The 22,123-nt window shown below is 61.5% G+C and carries 19 protein-coding genes; 7 read left to right on the top strand and 12 right to left on the bottom strand.

The genetic code is table 11. From position 1 onward, the window contains the following. Positions 1 to 633 (top strand): flavin reductase family protein, encoded by a 633-nt coding sequence (locus tag F568_RS0117530; protein ID WP_019020070.1) that lies wholly within the window; start codon positions 1 to 3, stop codon positions 631 to 633. Positions 634 to 647: 14 nt separating this feature from the next. Here F568_RS0117530 and F568_RS0117525 read toward each other — a convergent pair whose 3' ends face one another. The 4 genes from F568_RS0117525 to F568_RS0117510 all read right to left on the bottom strand — a co-directional run bounded on the left by F568_RS0117525 (position 648) and on the right by F568_RS0117510 (position 4,546). Further along, positions 648 to 1,403 (bottom strand): sulfite exporter TauE/SafE family protein, encoded by a 756-nt coding sequence (locus F568_RS0117525; protein ID WP_019020069.1) that lies wholly within the window; start codon positions 1,401 to 1,403, stop codon positions 648 to 650. 323 nt (positions 1,404 to 1,726) lie between these two features. Next, on the bottom strand, positions 1,727 to 2,125 hold the full coding sequence (locus F568_RS0117520) for a DUF4168 domain-containing protein (protein ID WP_019020068.1): 399 nt from the start codon (positions 2,123 to 2,125) through the stop codon (positions 1,727 to 1,729). Positions 2,126 to 2,271: 146 nt separating this feature from the next. Further along, on the bottom strand, positions 2,272 to 3,591 hold the full coding sequence (locus F568_RS0117515) for a pyridoxal phosphate-dependent aminotransferase (protein ID WP_019020067.1): 1,320 nt from the start codon (positions 3,589 to 3,591) through the stop codon (positions 2,272 to 2,274). A gap of 34 nt (positions 3,592 to 3,625) precedes the next feature. After that, positions 3,626 to 4,546: a MurR/RpiR family transcriptional regulator gene (locus F568_RS0117510; RefSeq protein WP_019020066.1), complete on the bottom strand. Its 921-nt coding sequence runs from the start codon at positions 4,544 to 4,546 to the stop codon at positions 3,626 to 3,628. Between the two features lie 190 nt (positions 4,547 to 4,736). Between F568_RS0117510 and F568_RS0117505 the strand changes: the two genes are divergently transcribed. Further along, positions 4,737 to 5,729, top strand: coding sequence for a lipid A deacylase LpxR family protein (locus F568_RS0117505; RefSeq protein ID WP_019020065.1), 993 nt, complete (start codon positions 4,737 to 4,739; stop codon positions 5,727 to 5,729). Positions 5,730 to 5,735: 6 nt separating this feature from the next. Here F568_RS0117505 and F568_RS0117500 read toward each other — a convergent pair whose 3' ends face one another. The 3 genes from F568_RS0117500 to dctP all read right to left on the bottom strand — a co-directional run bounded on the left by F568_RS0117500 (position 5,736) and on the right by dctP (position 10,647). Next, a complete protein-coding gene (locus tag F568_RS0117500) occupies positions 5,736 to 6,989 on the bottom strand; it encodes a cytochrome P450 (RefSeq protein WP_026300634.1) in 1,254 nt (417 codons plus the stop codon). A gap of 152 nt (positions 6,990 to 7,141) precedes the next feature. Then, a complete protein-coding gene (locus F568_RS0117495; protein ID WP_019020063.1) occupies positions 7,142 to 9,340 on the bottom strand; it encodes a TRAP transporter large permease subunit in 2,199 nt (732 codons plus the stop codon). 134 nt (positions 9,341 to 9,474) lie between these two features. Then, positions 9,475 to 10,647, bottom strand: coding sequence for a TRAP transporter substrate-binding protein DctP (dctP, locus tag F568_RS0117490; RefSeq protein ID WP_019020062.1), 1,173 nt, complete (start codon positions 10,645 to 10,647; stop codon positions 9,475 to 9,477). 337 nt (positions 10,648 to 10,984) lie between these two features. Between dctP and F568_RS0117485 the strand changes: the two genes are divergently transcribed. The 3 genes from F568_RS0117485 (at position 10,985) to F568_RS0117475 (ending at position 13,316) form a co-directional block, all read left to right on the top strand. Beyond that, entirely contained in the window at positions 10,985 to 11,524 is a 540-nt protein-coding gene (locus F568_RS0117485; protein ID WP_229804300.1) for a DUF4174 domain-containing protein, read from the top strand. Continuing rightward, positions 11,521 to 12,465 carry a DMT family transporter gene (locus F568_RS0117480; RefSeq protein ID WP_019020060.1) on the top strand — a complete coding sequence of 315 codons (945 nt, stop codon included), beginning with the start codon at positions 11,521 to 11,523 and terminating at the stop codon, positions 12,463 to 12,465. Before F568_RS0117485 ends, F568_RS0117480 begins: the two co-directional genes overlap by 4 nt. A 74-nt stretch (positions 12,466 to 12,539) precedes the next feature. Next, positions 12,540 to 13,316: an EAL domain-containing protein gene (locus F568_RS0117475; protein WP_019020059.1), complete on the top strand. Its 777-nt coding sequence runs from the start codon at positions 12,540 to 12,542 to the stop codon at positions 13,314 to 13,316. Between the two features lie 26 nt (positions 13,317 to 13,342). Here F568_RS0117475 and F568_RS0117470 read toward each other — a convergent pair whose 3' ends face one another. Together F568_RS0117470 and F568_RS0117465 are read right to left on the bottom strand one after the other, a co-directional pair. Further along, positions 13,343 to 14,929 (bottom strand): aldehyde dehydrogenase (NADP(+)), encoded by a 1,587-nt coding sequence (locus tag F568_RS0117470; RefSeq protein WP_019020058.1) that lies wholly within the window; start codon positions 14,927 to 14,929, stop codon positions 13,343 to 13,345. Positions 14,930 to 15,006: 77 nt separating this feature from the next. Continuing rightward, positions 15,007 to 15,885, bottom strand: a complete 879-nt coding sequence (locus F568_RS0117465) for an aldose 1-epimerase (RefSeq protein ID WP_019020057.1) — start codon at positions 15,883 to 15,885, stop codon at positions 15,007 to 15,009. Between the two features lie 209 nt (positions 15,886 to 16,094). On the opposite strand from F568_RS0117465, the gene F568_RS0117460 reads away from it, so the two are divergent. Further along, entirely contained in the window at positions 16,095 to 16,451 is a 357-nt protein-coding gene (locus F568_RS0117460; protein WP_019020056.1) for a hypothetical protein, read from the top strand. An 11-nt stretch (positions 16,452 to 16,462) separates the two neighbouring features. Next, positions 16,463 to 18,544, top strand: a complete 2,082-nt coding sequence (locus F568_RS0117455; protein WP_019020055.1) for a pyrroloquinoline quinone-dependent dehydrogenase — start codon at positions 16,463 to 16,465, stop codon at positions 18,542 to 18,544. 96 nt (positions 18,545 to 18,640) lie between these two features. On the opposite strand, the gene F568_RS0117450 is transcribed toward F568_RS0117455, so the two are convergent. From F568_RS0117450 to F568_RS0117440, 3 genes are all read right to left on the bottom strand, one after another. After that, positions 18,641 to 19,417, bottom strand: coding sequence for an SDR family oxidoreductase (locus tag F568_RS0117450; RefSeq protein ID WP_019020054.1), 777 nt, complete (start codon positions 19,415 to 19,417; stop codon positions 18,641 to 18,643). 4 nt (positions 19,418 to 19,421) lie between these two features. Further along, positions 19,422 to 20,330, bottom strand: a complete 909-nt coding sequence (locus F568_RS23130) for an SMP-30/gluconolactonase/LRE family protein (RefSeq protein WP_019020053.1) — start codon at positions 20,328 to 20,330, stop codon at positions 19,422 to 19,424. Between the two features lie 158 nt (positions 20,331 to 20,488). Then, positions 20,489 to 22,123 (bottom strand): IlvD/Edd family dehydratase (locus F568_RS0117440; protein ID WP_019020052.1); only part of this gene is annotated, 1,635 nt, incomplete at its 5' end.

The following is a 22,123-nucleotide window of genomic DNA, read 5'->3' as shown; positions in this document are numbered from 1 at the left end:
ATGTTCACTGCCTGCCCAACCGACCCGGCCTTTCTCGATGTCGCCCAGCTGGAAGCCGGCGCGATCTATCGCCTGCTCTCCGGAGCCATCGCCCCGCGCCCCATCGCCTGGGTTTCTACCGTCGATGCCGAGGGCAATGCCAACCTGGCCCCGTTCTCATTCTTCAACGTCGCCAGTGTCGATCCGCCAGTGCTGGCCTTTGCGCCGCTACTTAATGAGCATGCCTTGCCCAAGGATACGGTGCGTAATCTCGAGGCGGTGAAGGAGTGCGTGGTGCATGTGGGAAACGAGGCATTGATCGAGGCCTTGAACGCGACCAGCGCGTCTCTACCGCCCGAGGTGGACGAGTTTGTACACGCCGGTCTTACCAAAGCCTCGCTGGGTGATCTGAAGCCACCGCGCATCGCCGAGGCGCCAATCGCCTTCGGTTGCCTGGTGCGCGATGTGCTGAGCTTCGGTGACCGCCCTCGTTCAGGCCGATTGATACTGGCAGAAGTTATCGCCATACATGCCGACCCCAAGGTGTGGGACGGGCGACATATCAGCCTCGAAGCCCTGCGCCCCGTCGGCCGTCTGGCCGGTGCCGATTATGTGCGGACCACCGATACCTTCTCGCTGGAACGACCTGCCTGATAGCCAAGCCAAGATCAGGAGCCGAAGAACAGGAGTGTCATGACAACCCCCGTGGCAATGACTACTGTGCGGACCGCGATCGAGGGCAACCGCCGAGCTACGCGGGCCATGACATAGCCACCCAGAATGGCAGCGGCCATCATGACGAGTGCTTCTTTCCAGACGATGGCTCCGCCGATGGCGTACAACGTCACGGCGATCATGGTGAGTACGGCGGAAATCAGGTTCTTTAGGCCCTGCATCATGTTGAGGTCGCGATGGCCCAGTAGACTGAATATAGCCAGCAGCACGATGCCCAAACCACCATTGAAATAGCCACCGTAAAAGCTCACGGCCAGCAGGGACGCAGCATGTGCGACGCCGCCCGCCTCTCTGTCGCCGCGATTCAGCACGCTCATCAACCGGGGGCCGATAGCGAAAAGCACGGTCGCCGCCAGCAAAAGCCAGGGAACGACGGCACGAAACACATCATCGGGCGTGACAAGCAGCAACCCCGCCCCGAGGGCACCGCCAATCAAGCTAACTCCCAGCGTCATACTCATGGGAAGCGCCTTGGGCGCTCTCAGATCCTCACGAAACCCCCAGGTACTGGCGATATAGCCGGGCAGCAGGGCCAGCGTTCCCGAGGCGTTCGCGGCCACGGCAGGCACCCCTGCGTAGACCAGGGCCGGAAAGGTGAAAAAGCTTCCACCTCCTGCGATGGCATTCAGCCCACCCCCAAGGAAGGCGGCACCGATCAGCAGCCCCCAAGTGAAAAGAGAATCTTCCACAACGATTCCTTACTACGAACGAGACGGGTAGTCTCCTTGGCCGGTATTTCTACCAGGTGTGGCCTGGCATGCGTCGACTGGGATGATACTACGCAAATTCTTTCCGTTTCTGGTAGACAAAATAGCTAGAACACCAGTTTCACTGGCGGCTAGCCCTGTTTCACATTTTAAAAAACAATTTCCAGCTACTGAAAACAAGAAGGACCACTCTTGGCGGCTGCACGCCAAAGGACCGCTGGGTTACCTAGAAGACTGCATAAAAAAGGGCCGCCCTAGGGCGACCCTTTTTATGCCAACGGCGTACCGTCGAGCTCACGCAGTGCTTACGAACCGCTCTGCGCCATCTGCTGGACACGCTTCATCAGTTCGGGATCCTGCTGGATCGCTTGACCGATTGCATTGAAGGTATCGACATCCAGACCGCTCTCTTCGACGATCGAGATCATCTTGTCGTTGGCCTCCATACGGATCTCCTGCTGCTGGGCTTGATCTCCCTGAGCTTCCTGCAGGCGCTGCGTATATTCCTGAGAAACCTTGGCGATTTCCTGGGAAGCATCGGCAAACTGCTGCAACTGCTGATCCGTGAAGTTCTGGCTGGCCGCCTGGCCCTGCTGGGCCGTGCCCCCCTGCTGTGTCGCTGAATCCTGCTGTGCCATGGCCGGCATGGACATCATGCCTGCGGTCAGCAGGGCGGCAGAAAACAGTGCGGTCATCCTACGCATAGCGATACTCCCAAGTGATGCTGTGTGTCTCCCTGTGATGGCTCTCGGGCCGAGAGGTTCCTGCTTTCTTGTAGAAAAAGGAAACAGGACGTCTCCACCGCCTTACAAGCGTCTTCAAAACGCGACACGGCTTCGCCGTCGTATCGTCATGCCTGCCGCTGAAGCCAGCCGACAATCGCCTTGATACCCTCGACAACCATACGGGCTGCCTCATGATCCATGACCGAAGCGTCAGATTGCAACAGTGCCGCACCATCGAAATCGACATAGGCCAGGCGGACCGTCAACTGTCCGGGATCACAGCCAAAAGCGCTGCCAGGCAATAAGGCTACCCCCGCCTCTTCCAGCAGGCGGCGGGTCAGCTCGGCACTGGTCGTGATGCCGCGGGCCGCCAGCGCTTGGCGATGCGCCTCGAAATCGGGAAACAGGTAGAAGCCGCCGTCGGGGGCATGTGTACGTATGTCCGCCTCATTGAGACGCGTAGCGCACCACTGGCCGATCTCGAGCAGCACCACACGCTGACGCTGCAGGTAGGCATCGAGTGCGTCCGTGCGGGTATAGGCCGTTATGGCTGCCTGCTGGATCGGGCTGGCCACGCTGGACCAGGTCTCCGAGGCGATGCCCAGCACACGGGAGAACAGTTCGCTGCCCAGAGCGGCCGGGACATGCATGACGCCAAGGCGCCATCCTCCGGCACCGCACCACTTGGATAATCCTCCAGTGGTCACGGTACCTTCCGGATAGTTACGAGCAAAGGCACGGTGCCCGCCCCGATGATGTAGCAGGCCGTAGATCTCGTCGGCCAGCACCAGCACGCCATACCGTCGGGCGACGTCGGCAAGACGCTCCTGCTCATCGGGGGTTGGCGCCAGCCCGGTGGGGTTACCCGGTGCATTGTAGATCAGCACCTTGAGGCGGTCCGGCTCGGCGTGACAATACGCCTCGAGCTGCGCTGCAGTGGCCTGCCAGCGCGTCTCGAAGGAAGCATCCAGATGCACGGCACGTTGTCCGGCCATGCGAGCCTGAGGCGCATAAGAGACCCAGGACGGCGCGGGTATCAGGATATCCGCCTCGGGCAATGCTTTCATCAGGGCGAACAGCAACAGCTTGCTGCCCGGGCCTACCACGACACGCGACGCCTCCCAGGAGGTGCCGTCCACATCGCTATAGAAGGCAGATACGCGGGAGCGCAACGCCGGCAGGCCCTGAACCGGCAAATAGTCCTTGTCCGAGGCATGGTCGGCCAGCGCAGCCACCGCCGGCGCAAAGACAGGAAACGGTGACTGCCCGAAGCCAAACTTGTAGACCCGCTTGCCTTCCGCCTCGAGCAGGCGCGACTGCTCATTGATCAGTAGCGTGTCGGACGCGCGCGTAGCAGCATCGTTCTTGGCATAGGCGGTTTCCAGACGCTTGCTGACCGGCAGCGAGGCATCGGACTGCGCGGTGGACACATCGGCAGGTTTCATCGTATTGCCTCCAGGGCATGATAATCGTGACGGCTCATTCGACGTTGAGACAGGCGATCAATGCCTCACGCTGACGAATGCTGGTGATCGCGTCGCTGCCCATGTCATGGGCGACACGCGACAACAGAAGCTCGACCAGTAGAAACAGACTGGTCATGGGGTTGAAGAAGAACGGACCTTCGGCCGGCGCCAGCAGGACATGGTCGGTCAGGCTGGTGAGTTGCGAGCCGGGGTGGTTGGTCAAGGCCAACAGCGTTGCCCCCTGCTCTACGGCCAACCGACAGTAATCGACGCTGGCGCGGGTTTCGGGCCGGAACGCCACGCCGATAACCAGATCGCCCTCAGCCAGTCGCTGGGCCTGCTCCACTCCGACGCCGGCCAAGGGCGAAATGTGTCTGACATCGTCACGCAGAAAATCGAGGTAGTACGCCAGGTAGTGAGCGGCTCCGAAGCTTGCCCGCAGGCCAATGACATGCACGTGCCTCGCCTCGACGATCAAACGCACCGCGCGCTGCAAGGCGCCGCTATCGAGACCTTCGACCGTCGCGGTGAGGTTGGCCATTTCCTGTTGCCACAAGGCCTGGTCCTGTGACGTTGATGCGACCGTCCCCTCCGGAGCTTCGCCAAAGTCGAGCAGCCGCTCCGCGCGGGTGGAATAGAAACTGCTGCCCGCCAGGTCCTCACGAAACAGGGCCTGAAAGGCGCGAAACCCCGAAAATCCCAATGCGTGTGATAGCCGCGTCAGGCTCGACGGATTGACCTCGAGTTGCTCTCCAAGCTTCGAAATATTCGATAAACCGACGCTTTCCGGCATACCCAGCAGAGCATCGAGTAGATGCTGTGCCTTGGGCGAAAGGCGTGGCGCCTGGGTATCGCCACGGCGGACCGAGTTGGCCAATGCTTGTAGCTCGGCGAAACTGGCAGGTGCTGTTGGATGGCGGGAGGTGGCTGACATTGGTCACTCCTCTTGGCAGATGGAGAAACGTTAGCCTTACCCCCATCGATATGCAAATTTATTTGCATATATTGCAAATAATTCTGCACTTCGCAGCCATGAAAGATTGTTATCAATCTAATGTTTGGCTAGTGTAAAGCGTGCGTTTGTGTAGGCTTACTTCTCCTACTCGACTCAAGGAAGAGTACCGATGCCACGACTATCCCGCCCCACCCAACAGGGCTTGTGCCTAGCCCTTATCGCCTTGCCCATGCTTGCTGCCGCCGATGAGAGTCTTTACTCACTCAAGCTGACCAACGACACATTCTCCGCAGGTGGCGACGAGCATTACACCAATGGCGTCGAGCTGACCCGGATCAGCGTGCCTGACCAGCAGCACTGGACACGCCATCTCGCCGCTCGCCTGCCCGGCTGGTCAGCACAGAGCCTGGATGCCGTCGGTTACCATCTGGCGCATCAGATCTATACCCCGAACAACATCGAAGCCACGACGCTCCTCGAGAACGATCGCCCCTATGCTGGTCTGTTGCTAGGCGGTATCTCGCTGTTCGATGATGTGGAGCATGATGGCTGGCGCGAGGCCTCGGTACTCGACCTGGAAATCGGTCTGGTCGGACCTGCAACAGGCGCCGAAAAGTTGCAGAACGGCGCACATCACATCCTGGGTAGCGAGAAAGCCGAAGGTTGGGACAATCAGTTGGAGAACGAACCCATCCTCAATCTGGGCTGGCACAAGGCCTGGTGGGCCCAGGCCGATCTGGGCGGCCTGGAAATGGAATATGGTCCGCATACCTCACTGGCCTTGGGCAATTTGTATACCTATGCCGGTGCTGGCGGCACGCTACGCTTCGGCGAGGGCCTCGACAACAGTTTCGGGGTTCCCAGCGTGGCGCCAGCGATGAGCGTGCGCCAGGGTTTCCTGCCAGACAGGTCCTTCGGCTGGTACGGGTTCGTGGGGGTCGAAGGCCGCTACATGGCGCATAACCTGCTGCTCGATGGCAACACCTTCGAGGACAGCCACGACGTGGAGCGCCAGGAGTGGGTCGGAGACCTCAAGGCAGGTGTTGCCTTCAACTGGGGCGACTGGCAGCTGGCCTATACCGCCGTGTGGCGCACCAAGGAATTCAAGGAGCAGACTGACTCCGACCGCTTCGGCTCGCTGACGCTCTCTACTTGGCTGTAGGCATCGTCAGGCCGGGATTACCGGCCTGACCGACTCGATGATGAAGCGACTCTCAGGGATGATCGGTAACCTCGACCAGTCGACACTTAGGTCCTGAGGTGGCACCGAATACGTCATATGCCGGGTCAACTGCCGTACGGCCTCCTTCATCAGGGCGATAGTGAACCATTCACCCGGGCAGCGATGGTTGACGGCATGATCGCCGCCACCCTGCGGCAGGAAGTTGTAGGCATTAATGGACTCCTGTTCGAAGCGCTCGGGCCGGAACGCCTCGGGCCGCTCCCATGAACGCGGGTCGCGATTGGTGCCGTAGAGATCCAGCATGACCCGCCGTCCCTTTGAAAAGTGGTAACCGTTCCACTCGAAGTCGTCGCGCACACGCGCCGCCAGGAACGGGAAGAACCCGTAAACGCGGCGCACCTCCTGCACGAACGGCTCAAGCCAGGTATCGTTATCGCGCAGCGTCTCGTACCAGGTCGGATGCTCATGCAAAGCCAGCGCGGCGAAAGCGACGAAACGGGCAATCGCCACCGTCGGGCGTAGCAGGTTGAGCATCTCGACTGCCGCTACCTGCGGCGTCAGCAGCTCGCCTTGTGCATCACGGTGCCAGCTGACCCGAAACAGGGCGCGATCCTCGTCGACCTGGATTCGATTACTCCGCACCTGTTCGACCAGCTCGGCCATCCACGTTTCCGAGCGTTTGCGGGCACGCCGGGCCTGCCAGTGCCGGATGGCAATGCCACCGGCGCCATCGATCATCGCAGCCTGATCGGCACAACGCGTCTCGGCCTCGTCGGCATCGATTGGCACCCCTGCCCACCGGCACACGGCGCGAAAATGGATCAACTGCACGGCCGGGTGAAGGGTCACCTGCTTCTGGCGCTGCCAGCCCCCGATGGCCTGCTGCCAGTGTTCGGCCGCGAAGCGTGTCAGCTCGTCGATGTCGGCATCGCTCATCAGTTCCAGAAACATCCGTTTGCGGACCTGGTGTGCCTCGCCATCCAGCCCTTGCACACCGCCGACACCGAACAGCGTCTTGACGAGCAGGCCGGGGGCGGCTCCTTCGCGTGTAAAGCGCTCCTCGTCATAGAACAAACGCGCCGCCGCCTCGCCGCGCAGGCAGATCGTCTTCTCCAGCATCAGGCGGGCCCGAAAGATGTCAGTGTCATAGCGTTCGCAGCGGGTCGAGATGAAGGTATTGCCCTCCCGCAACAGCGCCACGGAACTTTCCCGGCTCGAGTCCAAGGGAATGTAGACCATGAAAAACAGCTCCTTGCCCAACGAGACAATCCTGTCAGGGTGTCAAAACACCCTGTATGACTCTGGCCCACACTTCTTCGACTGTCGAGTCGCTCCCCAACGATAACGGCCCGCCCCAGTAATGGGACGGGCCGGAAGACGACCAGACGAAATCAGCCGTAGACCAGATTGGGTAGATAGGTAATCAGTGCGGGGAACAGAATCACCAGTAGTAGCCCCAGTGCCTGCAGGGCCAGGAAGGGTAGCGACGAGCGAAAGATCTGCGCCATGGTGATGTGCGGCGGGCACACCCCTTTGATGTAGAAGAGCGCATAACCGAATGGCGGGCTCAGGAACGACATCTGCATGTTGACCAAATAGATAACGCCGAACCACAGCGACACGTCACTGGCATCGACCCCCGGCAGGCCAAGCAGGCCGTCGAACGACAAAGGCTGAATCAGCGGCACGAAGATTGGCACCGCCAGCAGCAGGATGCCGACCCAGTCGAGGAACATGCCCAGCGCGACCAGCAGCACCATCATCACCATCAACACGCCGTAGGGGCCCAGCCCGGCACCCGAGATCAGCTCCTGCACGAAATCCTGGCCGCCCTGCAGAATGTAGAAGCCGACGAAGATGGTCGCGCCGAAGATGATCCACATCACCATGGCGGTCGCCACCAAGGTGGTCATGCATGCAGCATGCAGGTTGGGCCAGGTCAGGCGGCCATGCATGGCCGCCACGACCATGGCGCCGAGCGTGCCGATACCGGCCGCCTCCACGGGCGTAGCCAGGCCGGTGAAGATTACCCCAAGCACGACGATGACCAGTATGATCGGCGCCAGCATCTTGCGCAGCAGGCGCAGCTTTTCGGCGGTACTTACTCGGTCTTCCATCGGCAAGGGAGGTGCCGCCTTGGGATTGAGCGTGCCGCGTAGCCAACAGTAGAAAGCATACATGCCCGCCAGCAACAGGCCGGGGACCAATGAGCCCAGGTACAGTTCACCTACGGACTGCTGGGCCACCACGCCATAGATGATCGCCAATATCGAGGGCGGAATCAGGATGCCCAGCGTTCCCCCGGCCATGATCGAGCCGATAGCGATCTCGGGATCGTACTTGCGCTTGAGCATCGCAGGTAGCGCAATCAGACCCATGGTGACTACCGCTGCACCGATCACACCGACCATCGCCGCCAGCAGGGTCGAGGCAACGATCGTGGCGATCGCCAGGCCCGCCTTGAGCCCCCCCATCCATTTGTAGACGGTGTCGAACAGCTCCTCGATCAGCCCCGCCTTCTCCAGCACCGCCGCCATGAAAATGAACAGCGGGATCGCCGAGAGCTGGTAGTTGGTCATCATCGGGAAGATGCGCGACGGGATCAGGTTGAGCATGAACTGATCACCAACCAGATAAAGGAATACCACCCCCAACCCGCCAGTTACGAAAGCCAGCGGCAAGCCGGCCATCAACACCAGCATCAGCGTACCGAACATCAGCGCGGTCAGTGTGCCGGTATCCACTTGGTAGAGGCTGTTCTCCACGCTCAGCGGGAAAGCCTCGTACTCATTGACCGCCACGTTGACGATCTCATGGATCGCGTAGGCGCCCAGCAACACGCCAAGCAGCACGAACAGCCAGGCGAGCACACGGCTGCCCTGAGCCTGCTGCCGAGCATACCGAAATGCCTGGTAATCCTTGATGAACTGCGAGATGCCCTGCAGAAGCAGGAGCAGTCCGCCCAACGCCAGAGTGAACTTCACCGGGTAGTACTGCACCGCCCATTCGGTGAACGAAGTCTCATTGGAGTAGCTTTGGCCGAAGAACAGGAAGTCCTGGTTGACCGATTGAGCGAAGAAGTTCCATCCCGTCGAGACCAATGCCAAGACGAAGATGAAGAAGAACACCGAGGTCATCAGATCCAGCGCCGCCTTGGTCAATGGCGAGGCGCGCGTATAAAGAATGTCTACCTTCACGTGCCCCCCCTCACGCAGCGCGAAGGCACCAGCAAGCAAGTACTGCATGCCGAACATCAGGAACATCGACTCGTGCGCCCAGTTGGTCGGCGAATTCAAGGCGTAACGAACGAACACCTCGTAGCAGTAGACCAGTGGCGCGATCAGCGACCAGTAGGCAACGTAACGACCGGTGAATCCCGATATCTTGTCAATGACCCGGGTCAGGACATTGCCCGGCGGGCGATAGCCAGCATCGTCCTCTCCGGCCGGCACTTCGACGGTGGTATTTCCACTGACCGTGCCGCCGCGCCGAAAGCTGCGGTCGACCAGCCACATCACGATCAGGGGCAGCGCCAGCAGGACCAGCCAATACAGCCAATGTGGCAGGACAAAATTCACCTGTAGATTCATGACCCTCTCCCGTGGCGACACTTAGGCATCAAGAAGCACTCCTGCAGATAACACGGTTCCCCGCGGACAATCGCCCACACGTATGCGCCGCCTCCACCGGAGACGACGCAGATACAGCGCATTAGGAAACGAACTCAGCCGTTGAGCTGCTGGCCAGCCAGATCCTCTTCGGTGACTAGCGCCACGGCCGGATCCTGCATGGTTTGCAGGTGGGCCTTGAACAGACGGGCCGCATCGGGGTCCTTGTTGGCCCATTTGAACCACAGTGGTATCGCGGCCTTGCGGAATTGACTGGCATCGTCCTCGGAGAGGTGAATGATCTCGACGCCCTTCTCCTTGTATTTCGGCCAGGCTTCGGCATTGGCAGCCTGAATGGCAGCGTAATGCTCGCGAGAATAGGCGGCGACGAGCTCATGCATCAGATCCTGGACATGCGGCGACATGCGCTCGAACACACGCCGGTTGATGCCGATATCCATCAGGTCGACGGCCTGGTGCAGGCACGGCGTGGAGGGCGGCCCCAGGATGATGTAATCGGTCACTTGCCAGAAGCCCAGCTCGTAATTGACCGCTGCACCGGTGTAATCGGAGGCATCGATGGTGCCCTTCTCGAGGGCCGGGTAGACCTCCGAGCCCGGCAGCAGCGTAGTCCGCGCACCGATGGAGGCGAAGGTCTCGGCGACGATACCGCCGGGCATGCGGATCTTTACGCCCTTGAAATCCTCGAGGCTGCGCAGGGGGACCTTGGAGTGAATCAGGTTGATGTCGTGATGGACATGCCCCAGGAATTCCTGGCCCTGTTTACGGTAGAGGTCCTTGGCAATACCGAACCCACCATAGGCGCCGAACATCATGTCCCAGTGGTGCGGATCGGAGAGCCCCATGGGATAAGCGGTGAGGAAGACCCCCGCCGGCATCTTGCCGGGCCAGTAGACGGTAAACCAGTTCTGGCCTTCGAGGACCCCGTTGCGCACGGCATCGGCGACCTCGAAGTCCCCGGCGACCGCACCGGCCGGAAATGGCTCGATACGTACTTCGCCACTGGTCAGCTCCTGGACACGATTCGCCCAGTTCTCGAAGGTCTTGTAACCGGTGGTGCCCGGCTGCCACGAGGACTGCATGCGGATACGAATGCCCTCCTGTGCCTGGGCATTGCTGATCCAGGGCGCGGCGACCGCAGCTGCGGAGCCGGCGGCGGCGACCTTGAGAAAGTCACGGCGGGTTCGTGACTTGCCGGAATGATTCCCCTGCGCGGAGTCGCTGGAGGCCTCGGTAATGACAGGCGATTGGCTATTCTTGTCTTGCATGGCATAACTCCTGGGATTCGGGCCGAGCACATCGCGGTGCACGAACGTTGTTTGTTGTTCTACCCCATGTTGCGAAGCGCGCCTCTGTGCTTGCGCGGCTTGCTTCGCCATGGAAACGCGTCCCAGATCTCACATTAGCCAAATTGCGTTGGCTTTCCATCTATGCCCGTCAACGCTAACCCTCCGCCTCGGGAGGTTTTTTCAGCGAAAAAAGCCATCCGGCCACATGGTGATTGGGCTCGTGCTGGTCATACCAATTTACAAAATATTAACGTTCTTAGACCAAAGCACGACCAACGAACCTTCTGCTCCTCGTCGCGACAGTGGCACTTCGCCCATGAATCTGTTCTGCTGGGGTTCCGTAACCAACGATTTCCTCACTCTCGCCATGCTCCGACCAAGGTACTGGTTCGCTCTCCTGAGTCTGATAACCCTGACGATCGGCTTGCCCTCACCCAGTGAGGTATCTGCAGCCGACAACCCGGCCAACCCGCTGGTCACCGACCGGGGCCTGTTCCGCCCTCTTATCCTGGTGACGCCGAGCCTCGACAATGCCGACTTCCGCCGCATTCGCGAGCAGCTGCAGGCGCAGCGGGATGAGTTTGAGCAGCGCAAGATGGTGCTTTACAGCATCGAGGCAGGTAACGGGCATCGCGCCGGACGCCCAATGACTACTTACGAGACGCAGGCCGTACTGGAAGCCATGGAGGTGGCGCCAGACGGCCCGTTGACGGTGATTCTGGTGGGCATGGATGGCGGCAAGAAAATGCAACTGGAAGGCTTCGTGGCTCCCCGCCAAGTCTTCGATATTATTGACAACATGCCGATTCGTCGTCGCGAAGCCGAGGGTACCTCCTCGGGAGTCCCGGCCCGATGAGTGCGACGACGCTGACAGGCCGGCCGTCTACCTTGTGGCTCGCCGCCATGCCGGTCGTCTTCGTACTGCTGTGGAGCACCGGTTTCATTGGCGCCAAGTTCGGCCTGCCCTATGCCGAGCCCTTGACCTTCCTGTTCATTCGCTTCGTCCTGACCGTGCTGGTCATGCTCCCCCTGGTCTGGCTTTTCAAAGCCGCGTGGCCCCGTTCCCCCCGGCTCTGGGGGCATGCCGCCGTGACAGGGTTGCTGGTGCACGGGGTCTATCTGAGCGGGGTGTTCTACGCCATCCAACTCGGCTTGCCGGCCGGCCTGGCCTCGCTGCTGGTCGGCCTGCAACCGCTGCTGACCTCGGCCCTCGCCCTTCCCCTGCTGGGCGAACGCCTGTCGCGCTGGCAATGGCTGGGGCTTGTCATGGGCCTGGTCGGCATCACCCTGGTACTTAGTGGCAAGCTGGCACCGGGCGATGGTCACCTCTTCGCGGGATTCGGCCTGGGCGCCCTGGGTTGCGTCTTCGCCTCACTTCTCGCTATCTCAGCAGGAACGCTTTACCAGAAACGCTTTTGCGCCGAGATGCCTTTGCTTACCGGCAGCGTAGTGCAGTACGTGGCCGCGGGTGCGGCACTCGGTATCGGCGCCCTGTGGCTGGAAAATCGTGAGGTCGAATGGACACTCACCTTCATGCTCACCCTGGCCTGGTTAGTGCTGGGCCTGTCGATCAGCGCCATTCTGCTGTTGATGGCGTTGATCCGGCGCGGTGCGGCCTCGCGTGTCGCCAGCCTGTTTTATCTGGTCCCTCCACTCACCGCCCTGGAGGCGTGGTTGCTGTTCGATGAGACCCTGGGGCCCGTGGCGCTACTTGGCATGGCGATCGCCATTGCCGGTGTGCTTCTGGTTGTCCGGACCGGGAGGGGACCGGACACCACGAGCACAAGGGACAGTTAAGCCTCGGTCTGTCCGGCCGATAACCGGACGAACCCAGACGGCTTTCATCCGAACGAGGGAAAGGGAAAGAAACCATGTCTCACTGTGCGAGAGTCGCCGGCCACTGTGGCCGCTGTGACGGTGCCTTGTCGTTCGACTTCACCATGGCGTTCCAGCCGATCGTCGACGTGGCGATGGCCAAGGTCGTGGCCTACGAGGCCTTGGTACGCGGCCCACAGGGCCAGTCAGCGGGCAGCATTCTTGAGCAGGTCGACGACACGGTACTGTATTTGTTCGATCAGGCCTGCCGCGTCAAGGCCATCGAACTGGCCAGTCGCCTCGACATGCAGGCTACGCTGTCGATCAACTTTCTGCCCAACGCCGTCTACGAGCCCAACGCCTGCATCCAGGCGACCCTGGAAGCATGCCAGCGTGTCGGCTGGCCAACGCGCCGAATCAACTTCGAGATTACCGAGACCGAAAGCGTCACGGATCGCGGCCACTTGCACAACATCATCGACACTTACCACGCCATGGGATTTACCACGGCACTCGATGATTTCGGCACCGGCTACGCCAATCTCGACCTGCTTACCGACCTGATACCCGACACCCTGAAACTCGACCGCCAACTGGTCATGGGCGTCGATCAAGATACGCGGCGTCAGGCGATGATCCGCGCCACGGCAGGCATGGCGCAGGAACTCGATATTCGGCTGTTGGCCGAAGGCGTGGAGACAGCTGAAGAATCCCGCTGGCTTTACCGTATGGGCATTACACGGCAACAGGGGTATTACTTCGCCCATCCCGGTCTCGAAATTCTTCCCGAAGTGCCGGCGGAGCGATTCATCGCGATTCACGCCGACACTTGACTCAGCCTAGAGCGGCGGTGGTGCGCTCAGGCCAGCGCATCCCGCGTATACTCGCCATCGACCAGCCGCAACAGTCCCAGCGAATTGGCGTTCTTGAGCGGCTCGGGCAGGAATGACTCCGGCATGTTCTGGTAGCACACCGGGCGCAGGAAGCGCTCAATGGCCAAGGTACCTACCGAGGTGCCCCGGGCATCGGTGGTTGCCGGATACGGCCCGCCATGCACCATGGAATCGCAGACATCGACCCCGGTGGGGTAGCCGTTGAACAGCAAACGCCCAACCTTGTCTTCGAGAATCTCGATCAGGCCGCGCTGACGCTCCAGGTCGACTTCCTCCGCCATGATCGTTGCCGTTAACTGGCCATTGAGCAAACGGGCAGCATCGACCAGTTCCTCGGGGCTATCCACTTCGACGACAACGGTAGACGGACCGAATACCTCCTCGAGTAGCGGCGACTCCTTGGACCAAAGCAGCGCCTTCTCCGCCTTGAACAAGTACGCAGCTGCCTGGTTGCCCTCAGCCGGCCCAACCGCAGCGGCCTGCATGCCGGCCAGCCCCTTGAATCGCTCGATACGCTCCTGATAGTTGTCGAGAATGCCGGCATTGAGCATGGTCTGGCCGGGCAATTCGCGAATATGCTCGCCGAGCGTCTCGATGAAGCGCGTCGTTTCCGGCGAGCGCTGGACGATGATCAGCCCCGGTCCGGTGCAGAACTGGCCACAGCCCATCGTCACCGAGCCGGCCAGTCCCTTGGCGATGTCATCACCGCGCTTCTCGATTGCCGTATCGAGCAGGAACATCGGATTGATGCTCGACATCTCGGCAAATACCGGAATCGGCTCGGGGCGCGCATTGGCCAGGTCGAACAACGCCCGGCCACCACGCTGCGAGCCGGTGAAGCCCACCGCCTTGATCGCCGGCTCCTGGACCAGTTGGGCGCCGACCCGGTCACCATAGATCATGTTGAAGACCCCGTTGGGCAACCCGGAATTTTCCACCGCGCGCACAATCGCGTTGGCAACAAGCTCTGAAGTGACCAGATGTCCTGGGTGCGCCTTGACGACCACTGGGCAACCGGCGGCAAGCGCCGAGGCGGTGTCGCCCCCGGCTACCGAAAACGCCAATGGAAAGTTGCTGGCACCGAAAACGGCGACCGGCCCCAAGCCCAGCTTCATTTGGCGCAGATCCGGCTTGGGCGGTTGGCGCTCAGGATCGGCCCGGTCAATACGCGCTCCGAGAAAATCGCCTCGGCGAAGCAACTTGGCGAATAGACGAAGCTGGTTGGTGGTACGTGAGCGCTCGCCGGTCAGGCGCCCCTCGGGCAACGCTGTCTCGCGCTTCACCTCGGCAATGAAGTCATCACCCAGGGCATCGATCTCATCGGCAACGGTGTCGAGAAACTCTGCCCGCTTTTCCGGCGTCATGGCACGAAAGGGATGAAAGGCATCTGCAGCGGCCCGCGCCGCCGCCGTCACGTCCTGCGGGGTGGCTTCATAGAACGGTTGTTCATAGGCCTCCCCGCTAACGGCATCGATACTGTACAGCTCGGTGTGGCCTCCCTCCGCAACGCGGGTGCCAGCGATGAACTGCTTGCCGTGAATCGTCGTGGTCATGCTTGCCTCCTTTCGGACGCTGACGCCATGACCGGACACGCCGTTGAAGTCAGATCGCGCGATGACCGAAACGGTAACTACGCGGTGACCTGGAAACGATAGCGTGACCGGATCGTCTGTCCCTTGCCTAGCTCGATCAGTCCGTGGTCGAGCGGAGCTTGGCGATGATGCGCGTCAACGTCGTGTGTGATCGGTTCGAAACAGAAAAAGTCCGCACTTGCCCCCGGAGAGTAGACGAGATATCGCGGGCAGGCCGGGTCGGTATCAATGTAGAGGGTCAAGTCGCGCGACGGCCAGCGTAACCGGGCATGGCCATTCCAGCCGGTGAACAGGTTATCGATCTTTTCCCCGGGCAGAGCGCCGTCTTGATGAAAGTTCCACTCGGGCTTGTCGTCGATGGCGCGCCACTGCGTCGGCAGCTGGGCCTCGTCTACCTCCCAGACGCCATCGCTTGGCGCATCGATGCGCACATCGTCGGTTCGCGGGAACCAGGGGTGCACACCCAGGCCGTAGGGGGCGGGTTGCTCGCCCAGGTGAGTGACGACCAATTCGACCGTCAGGGCTGCGCCATCGATGCGGTAAATGAGGGAGGCTCGGTAGTCGAATGGAGGCTGGTGCCGGGATTCCAATGCTAGTGTCAGTTGGTTGGCGGTGCGCTGACGTACCGTCCAGGCCTGCTGCCAGCCATCGCCATGAATGGGGAAGCGCTGATCGTCACGATTGGGCGCCAATGGATAATGCTCCCCCTGCCACTCGAACCCGTCGCCGCTAATGCGATTGGACCACGGTACCAGCGGAAACAGTGCCATATGGTTGGCATCGGTTTCTTCGGGCGAGCTGGGCCGAAACAGGTCGATGGCCCCATCCTTGCGCAGTGCTTCGAAACGCACCACCGAGCCGCCCACTTCGGGGGCGACTTCCAATCTGAGCAAGGTGTTCTCCAGCGTGATGGTCATTCAGCGTCTCCTGTGGAATTGGTCGGCTCAGAATAGCGCGATGAGAGCCCTTTGTGGGCTTATCCAGGCGTTGTTGAGGCGTCGCGAATGCTCCTTCAATAAAAGGAATACGGCTTTCTGCTAACCTAACAGGCTCATTGTTTTCCGGCTAACAGAAAACAACTGACTCCAAGGGTTCCCCTTCAGGCTCACAAGGAGACAGAAACGACATGTCGCCATCTAACTCACCCAGATGGGGCGCCATCTTGATCATGGCGTCCTCGCTCGCGGGGCTTGCCATCGCCCTCTACGCCTATTACACCCCGCTGACCGGTGTCACGGGTACGCTCGGCGCGCTCATCACCATCCTGGCCTGCATCGCGCTTGCTGTCATGGCGCTCGCGCTCGCTGCGCTGAAAGGGCGCGGGATTCGCATCGCGCTGCGCATAGTGATCCTGCTGGGTCTCGCAGGCACCTTTTTCGCAGGGCTCCTCCTGCACCTATGGTGGCTCGGCGTCGCCATGGTGGCTGGTCTTGTCGGGTTGATCCTCGACATGGTCCGCGCAGGTCGCCACATCCACTCATGAGGAGCCGCTCCATGCCGTCATTCAGACTCACCGCGAAACGCCCTTTCAGGTTCGCCACACAACGCCTGGCCCCGGCCACCGCGCTGGCGCTTTACCTCATTCCCGCGCCGCTGCTGGCTCAGGAGCAGCAGAACGATCAGGGGCAGGACCAGCCCAGCGCTCAAGGCCAGCCGGCGACACAGGAAAACGCCACAGCGCAGGAGGCGTCTACTCCAGAAGCGGACGCCGCTCCGATCCCGCTGGTTCCCGAACAGCCCACCTGGGATAGTTTCCACGGCCAACTCAACGCGCAGAAATACAGCCCGCTCGACCAGATCACCGCCGACAATGTTGGCGAGCTGGAAAAAGTCTGGGAAGTACATACCGGCGATGTTGCGGATGGTTCAGGCGAGCTACCTCCCACGGTCTGGTCCGCGACCCCGGTCTTTGCCAACGATACGCTCTATATCGGCACGCCGTTTTATCGGATCCTTGCGCTTGACCCTGCGACCGGCGACGAGAAGTGGAGTTTCGACACGCAATCCACGCTCGAGGCCCTGACCCAGCCCGCATTGAAAAATCGCGGTGTCGCCTACTGGGAGGCTGAAAACCCAGTCGACGGAGAGCCCTGCCAGAAGATCGTCTACCTGGGCACGATGGACGCACAGCTTTTCGCGGTCGATGCCGATAGCGGCGAACAATGCCAAGGCTTCGCCAACAACGGCGTGCTCGATGTCAATCAGTGGAATGACACCAACGACCGCTGGCCGCTGTCGCTGCTGCAGCCCCCGATCGTGGTCGGCGATCACCTGATTCTCGGCTGGGCCGGCAAGGACTGGGCTTATGAGCAAGCCCCACCCGGGACCGTTTTCTCGATTAATGCCCGTACCGGCGAGCGCGAATGGACCTTCCAGGCCCTGCCCGAGGAACTACGCGAAAAAAGCGGCACCGCCAATGTGTGGACGCATATGTCGGCTGACGAGCAGAACGGTCTCGTTTACCTTCCGGTCTCCTCGCCGTCACCGAACTATTGGGGTGGCAACCGGACCGAAAAGGCGCCATTGGCCACGTCTACTACGGCACTCGACGTGGATACGGGTGACGTAGTCTGGTCGCGCCAGTGGGTTCATCACGATATATGGGACTACGATATCAATGCCGCGCCGACGCTTATGGACATCACTGTTGAAGGCGAGGAAATTCCGGCATTGATCCAGTCAACCAAGCAGGGCTTCCTGTTCGTCGTCAACCGATTGACCGGTGAGGATGTCTGGCCGATCGAGGAGCGCCCTGTTCCGGGCGGCGATGGCACCGTCGACGGCGAGGTTTACGCCCCGACCCAGCCCTTCCCGACCAAGCCCGCTCCCTTGCTCGATCAGGCAGAAAAGCCAAAAGTCTGGTGGCTTGCCGATGCCATCAGCGCAGGTCAGTGTTCAGCGCTATGGGACGACCTTTGGTATGAAGGCATGTACACCCCGCCCACCACGCGGGGCGAAGGCACGCTGACCTATCCTGACAGTTCCGGTGGTGTGCAGTGGGGCGGCGTTGCCTTCGACCCCGAGAGCCAGACCGCGATCGTTAATACTTCGCATATCGTGCAGTACCTGAAACTCTACACACGCGAGGATTACGACCAGGCCGATAGCGGTTCGGGTAACGAAGTCGGTTTCTCGCCACAGGAAGGCGCCCCCTATGGCATGCGTCTCAAGGTAGCGCAGAACTGGCTAGGCATGCCCTGCTGGGAACCGCCCTATGGCGAGATTGTCGCCCTCGACATGACCACTGGTGATGTGAAATGGCGCCGCCCGGTAGGCGCATCACAACAATACGGCTTCTTCATGCCTGAAAGCTGGGGCTCACCCACCATCGGTGGCCCGGCAGTGACAGCCGGTGGTGTCATCTTCATCGGCGCGTCGATGGATGCCAAAGTGCGCGCTTACTCGCTAGAAACCGGCGAGGAGCTGTGGTCGGACCAGCTCGAGGCGCCTTCCGTATCGAACCCCGCCATTTACGAGTACAACGGTCGTGAATACGTTGCCTTCATCGGGGGCGGTAACACCATCCTGAAGCAACAGGTCGGCGACCAGCTCGCGGTCTACGCGCTACCTGAGTAAATCTCACTGATGTGGGTCACTAGCAACACGGGGCGGGTCCAAGGATCCGCCCCGTGTTGCATTTGCAGGTGCAGAATCTCATGGTCGCGCATCGTGTCAGTCGTGATAGACCGCACTGCGCCCACCATCGATGGTGATGCAGCTGGCATTGATGAAGGGGGCTTCATCCGAGGCCAGGAACACGGCAGTCATGGCGACCTCTTCCGGGCGTCCCAGGCGCCCAGGCGGCAACAACGTCTCGACCTGCGCCAACGCTGCGGCCGGGTCGTCGAAGCGTTTCCAGTGTGCATCGACGGCCGGAGTAGCGATATACCCCGGCGCGATGGCATTGACCCGCACACCCTGTGCCGCGTATTCGATACCCAGCGCACGGGTCAGGCCGATCAGGCCATGCTTGGCGACGGGGTAGGGAAAGCAGCCCTTGATGATCGAGAAGGCGTGTGTCGAGGCGATATTGACGATGACCCCACCGCCTTGTGCAAGAAAGTCGGGCAACACGGCACGACTACAGTGCCAGGCGCCCTCGAGGTCGATTGTCATACACTGCCGCCAAGCCTCGTCGGGCATGGTTAGCGGCTCGTGAAACACGTTTTGCCCTGCATTATTGATCAGCGTCGTCAGCGGACCCAAGGCACGGCGAGCCTCGCTCATGGCGGCTTCCACCGAGGCCCGCTCGGCAATGTCACACTCGACGGCGATGACCTCATGCCCCGCATCAGCCAGTGTATCCGCCAATCGTTGCGCCCCCGCCAAATCGATGTCAGCGAGGCACACGGCAGCGTTCTGCTCGACACATGCCCGGGCAATGGCGGCACCGATCCCCGTGGCGGCGCCAGTCACGAAAATGCGCTTGTCTCGGAGACGGCATGTCATGCGCTCAGGCCCGTAACGGGGCTGCAGATGGCGGGCAGCGGAATGTGGCCGACGGTACGCCCTTCACACCCAACGTCATCCGAAACAGCGCGCCGGCCAAGGCCTCGCTGTCCCGTTCGGTGGCGGCAGTCGTGATATAGAGCTGGTTCAGTTCACGTCCGGCAAACACGCAGGAAGTTACCCGTGAGGCCGGAATGGGGATCGTCTCGTCGAGTCGGCCATCCGGGGCGAAACGACTCACCCTTCCCCCATCCCAATGGGCGACCCATAGCCCACCTTCAGCATCACAGGTCATGCCATCGGGGTAGCCCTGCGTGCCCGAGAAGGTGACGTGCTTGCGCTTGCCGGTCAGTTCACCTTCGGGCGTAATATCGAAGGCATAGATGACCCGACTGGGCGTGTCGCTGTGATAAAGCGTAGTGCCGTCGGGACTAATCGCCGGACCATTGGCGACTCGATAGCCGGTATCCACCCTGACCACCCCTCGTTCATCGAGACGGTAGAGCGCCCCCGTGGCTCGCTCGGCGGCATCGTCCATGGACCCGAACCAGAGCCGCCCCCAACGGTCGGCCTTGGCGTCGTTGTAGCGATTGCCTGCGGGTTCATCGGGGGGCGTCGACCATGCTGCAACCACTGTGGGGCCGGCGTCGTCGATGCGTAGGTGTACCAGACGTGAGCGCAACCCGGCAATGTAACCGTCATCGTCATTGCGCGCCACCAGCCAGCAGCAGGGCTCATCAAGCGACCAGCCATGCGTCACTCCCGAGGCGACATCATAGGCATGTAGGCGGCCTTCCAGGATGTCCACGAACAGGACTTCGCCTTGTTCACCTCGCTCAGGGCACCATATAGGTCCTTCACCAAGCTGGGCACGGCCGGCCCACACGCATTCCAGGGAAGACACGCCTATCATTCCCGCTCTCCTTTTCTGTTTCGTCGCCCTATCAAGGGAACTTGGCTAACCAGGCAACCTAATCGCTATGCTCGGCCAAACTCGGGGAAACCATCCTCCCGCCATGTAATAGGCTTAACGAACGTATGCCGATTCGGATCCCAGAGCGCTGAAATGCTTCAATGCGAGTGCCGGGGCACCTCGGCGCCGCGACAGCCCACCAGGAAGTCGAAGTCGCAGCCCTCGTCGGCCTGCAGCACCCGCTCGATATAGAGCTGGCGGTAGCCGCCGCTGGCGGCAATGGTCCGGGACGCTTCGGTGGGATCGGACTCGGCCAGGCGCGCTTCGAGCTCCGCGTCGCTGATGTCCAGGTGCAGCTTGCCGGCATAGGCGTCGAGCTCGATCCAGTCGCCGTTGCGCACCGCGGCCAGCGGACCACCGGCGGCAGCTTCCGGGGCGACATGCAGCACCACGGTGCCGTAGGCGGTACCGCTCATGCGTGCATCCGAGATGCGCACCATGTCGGTAATGCCCTGCTCGAGGATCTTGGCCGGCAGGCCCATGTTGCCGACCTCGGCCATGCCGTGATAGCCGCGCGGCCCGCAGTTCTTCATCACCAGCACGCTGTCGGCCGTGACCTCGAGGTCGGGGTCGTTGATGCGCGCCTTGTAGTCGTCGAAGTCCTCGAACACTACCGCCTGGCCGCGATGGGTCATCAGCTCGGGGGTCGCCGCCGAGGGCTTGAGCACCGCGCCGCGTGGGGCGAGGTTGCCGCGCAGCACGCACATGCCCCCGTCCTCGCGCAGCGGGTTGTCCAGCGGCCGGATCACCTCGTCGTTGTACTGCGGGGCATCCTTGACGTTGTCCCACAGCGTCTTGCCGTTGACGGTCAGTGCGTCCTTGTGCGGCAGGCGGTCGGCTTCACCCAGGCGGCGCAGTACCGCGGGCAACCCGCCAGCGTAATAGAACTCTTCCATCAGGAAGCGCCCGGAGGGCTGCAGGTCGACGAGGGTCGGCGTGCCGCGGCCGATGCGCGTCCAGTCGTCGAGGTCGAGATCCACGCCGATACGCCCGGCGATGGCTTTCAGGTGAATCACCGCGTTGGTCGAGCCGCCGATCGCGGCGTTGGTGCGGATGGCATTCTCGAAGGCGCCCTTGGTGAGGACCTTCGAGAGCGTGAGGTCCTCATGGACCATCTCGACGATGCGGCTGCCGGACAGGTGGGCGAGCACGTAGCGGCGCGAGTCCACCGCCGGGATCGCCGCGTTGTGCGGCAAGGACGTGCCCAGCGATTCGGCCATGCAGGCCATGGTCGAGGCGGTGCCCATGGTGTTGCAGGTCCCGGCCGAGCGCGACATGCCAGCCTCGGCAGCCATGAACTCGTGGATCGAGATCTTGCCGGCCTTGACCTGCTCGGAGAGTTGCCAGACCACGGTGCCCGAGCCGATGTCCTTGCCCTCGTGCTTGCCATTGAGCATCGGCCCGCCGGTGACCACGATGGTGGGAATGTCGCAGCTCGCCGCGCCCATCAGCAGCGCCGGAGTGGTCTTGTCGCAGCCGACCAGCAGCACCACCGCGTCCAGCGGGTTGCCGCGGATTGCCTCCTCGACGTCCATGCTCGCCAGGTTGCGGGTGAACATGGCGGTGGGGCGCAGGTTGGACTCGCCGTTGGAGAACACCGGGAACTCCAGCGGGTAGCCGCCGGCTTCCAGCACGCCCTTCTTGACGTGCTCGGCGATCTTGCGGAAGTGGGCGTTGCACGGCGTGAGCTCCGACCAGGTGTTGCAGATGCCGATGATCGGCTTGCCCTGGAA

The organism is Modicisalibacter luteus DSM 23508 (assembly GCF_000378505.1).
GTDB classification, from domain to species: domain Bacteria; phylum Pseudomonadota; class Gammaproteobacteria; order Pseudomonadales; family Halomonadaceae; genus Modicisalibacter; species Modicisalibacter luteus.
The sequence above is the reverse complement of the archived record's forward strand: the minus strand, read 5'-3'. Positions and strand labels throughout refer to the sequence as shown.

Excerpts from the sequence above, each read along its gene's own strand:
- F568_RS0117455 (WP_019020055.1), top strand. The coding sequence starts at position 16,463 with ATGCCGTCATTCAGACTCACCGCGAAACGCCCTTTCAGGTTCGCCACA.
- F568_RS0117500 (WP_026300634.1), bottom strand. The coding sequence starts at position 6,989 with ATGGTCTACATTCCCTTGGACTCGAGCCGGGAAAGTTCCGTGGCGCTG.
- F568_RS0117530 (WP_019020070.1), top strand. The coding sequence starts at position 1 with ATGTTCACTGCCTGCCCAACCGACCCGGCCTTTCTCGATGTCGCCCAG.
- F568_RS23130 (WP_019020053.1), bottom strand. The coding sequence starts at position 20,330 with ATGATAGGCGTGTCTTCCCTGGAATGCGTGTGGGCCGGCCGTGCCCAG.
- dctP (WP_019020062.1), bottom strand. The coding sequence starts at position 10,647 with ATGCAAGACAAGAATAGCCAATCGCCTGTCATTACCGAGGCCTCCAGC.
- F568_RS0117495 (WP_019020063.1), bottom strand. The coding sequence starts at position 9,340 with ATGAATCTACAGGTGAATTTTGTCCTGCCACATTGGCTGTATTGGCTG.
- F568_RS0117470 (WP_019020058.1), bottom strand. The coding sequence starts at position 14,929 with ATGACCACGACGATTCACGGCAAGCAGTTCATCGCTGGCACCCGCGTT.
- F568_RS0117505 (WP_019020065.1), top strand. The coding sequence starts at position 4,737 with ATGCCACGACTATCCCGCCCCACCCAACAGGGCTTGTGCCTAGCCCTT.
- F568_RS0117485 (WP_229804300.1), top strand. The coding sequence starts at position 10,985 with ATGAATCTGTTCTGCTGGGGTTCCGTAACCAACGATTTCCTCACTCTC.
- F568_RS0117520 (WP_019020068.1), bottom strand. The coding sequence starts at position 2,125 with ATGCGTAGGATGACCGCACTGTTTTCTGCCGCCCTGCTGACCGCAGGC.
- F568_RS0117450 (WP_019020054.1), bottom strand. The coding sequence starts at position 19,417 with ATGACATGCCGTCTCCGAGACAAGCGCATTTTCGTGACTGGCGCCGCC.
- F568_RS0117510 (WP_019020066.1), bottom strand. The coding sequence starts at position 4,546 with ATGTCAGCCACCTCCCGCCATCCAACAGCACCTGCCAGTTTCGCCGAG.
- F568_RS0117515 (WP_019020067.1), bottom strand. The coding sequence starts at position 3,591 with ATGAAACCTGCCGATGTGTCCACCGCGCAGTCCGATGCCTCGCTGCCG.
- F568_RS0117480 (WP_019020060.1), top strand. The coding sequence starts at position 11,521 with ATGAGTGCGACGACGCTGACAGGCCGGCCGTCTACCTTGTGGCTCGCC.
- F568_RS0117475 (WP_019020059.1), top strand. The coding sequence starts at position 12,540 with ATGTCTCACTGTGCGAGAGTCGCCGGCCACTGTGGCCGCTGTGACGGT.
- F568_RS0117465 (WP_019020057.1), bottom strand. The coding sequence starts at position 15,885 with ATGACCATCACGCTGGAGAACACCTTGCTCAGATTGGAAGTCGCCCCC.
- F568_RS0117460 (WP_019020056.1), top strand. The coding sequence starts at position 16,095 with ATGTCGCCATCTAACTCACCCAGATGGGGCGCCATCTTGATCATGGCG.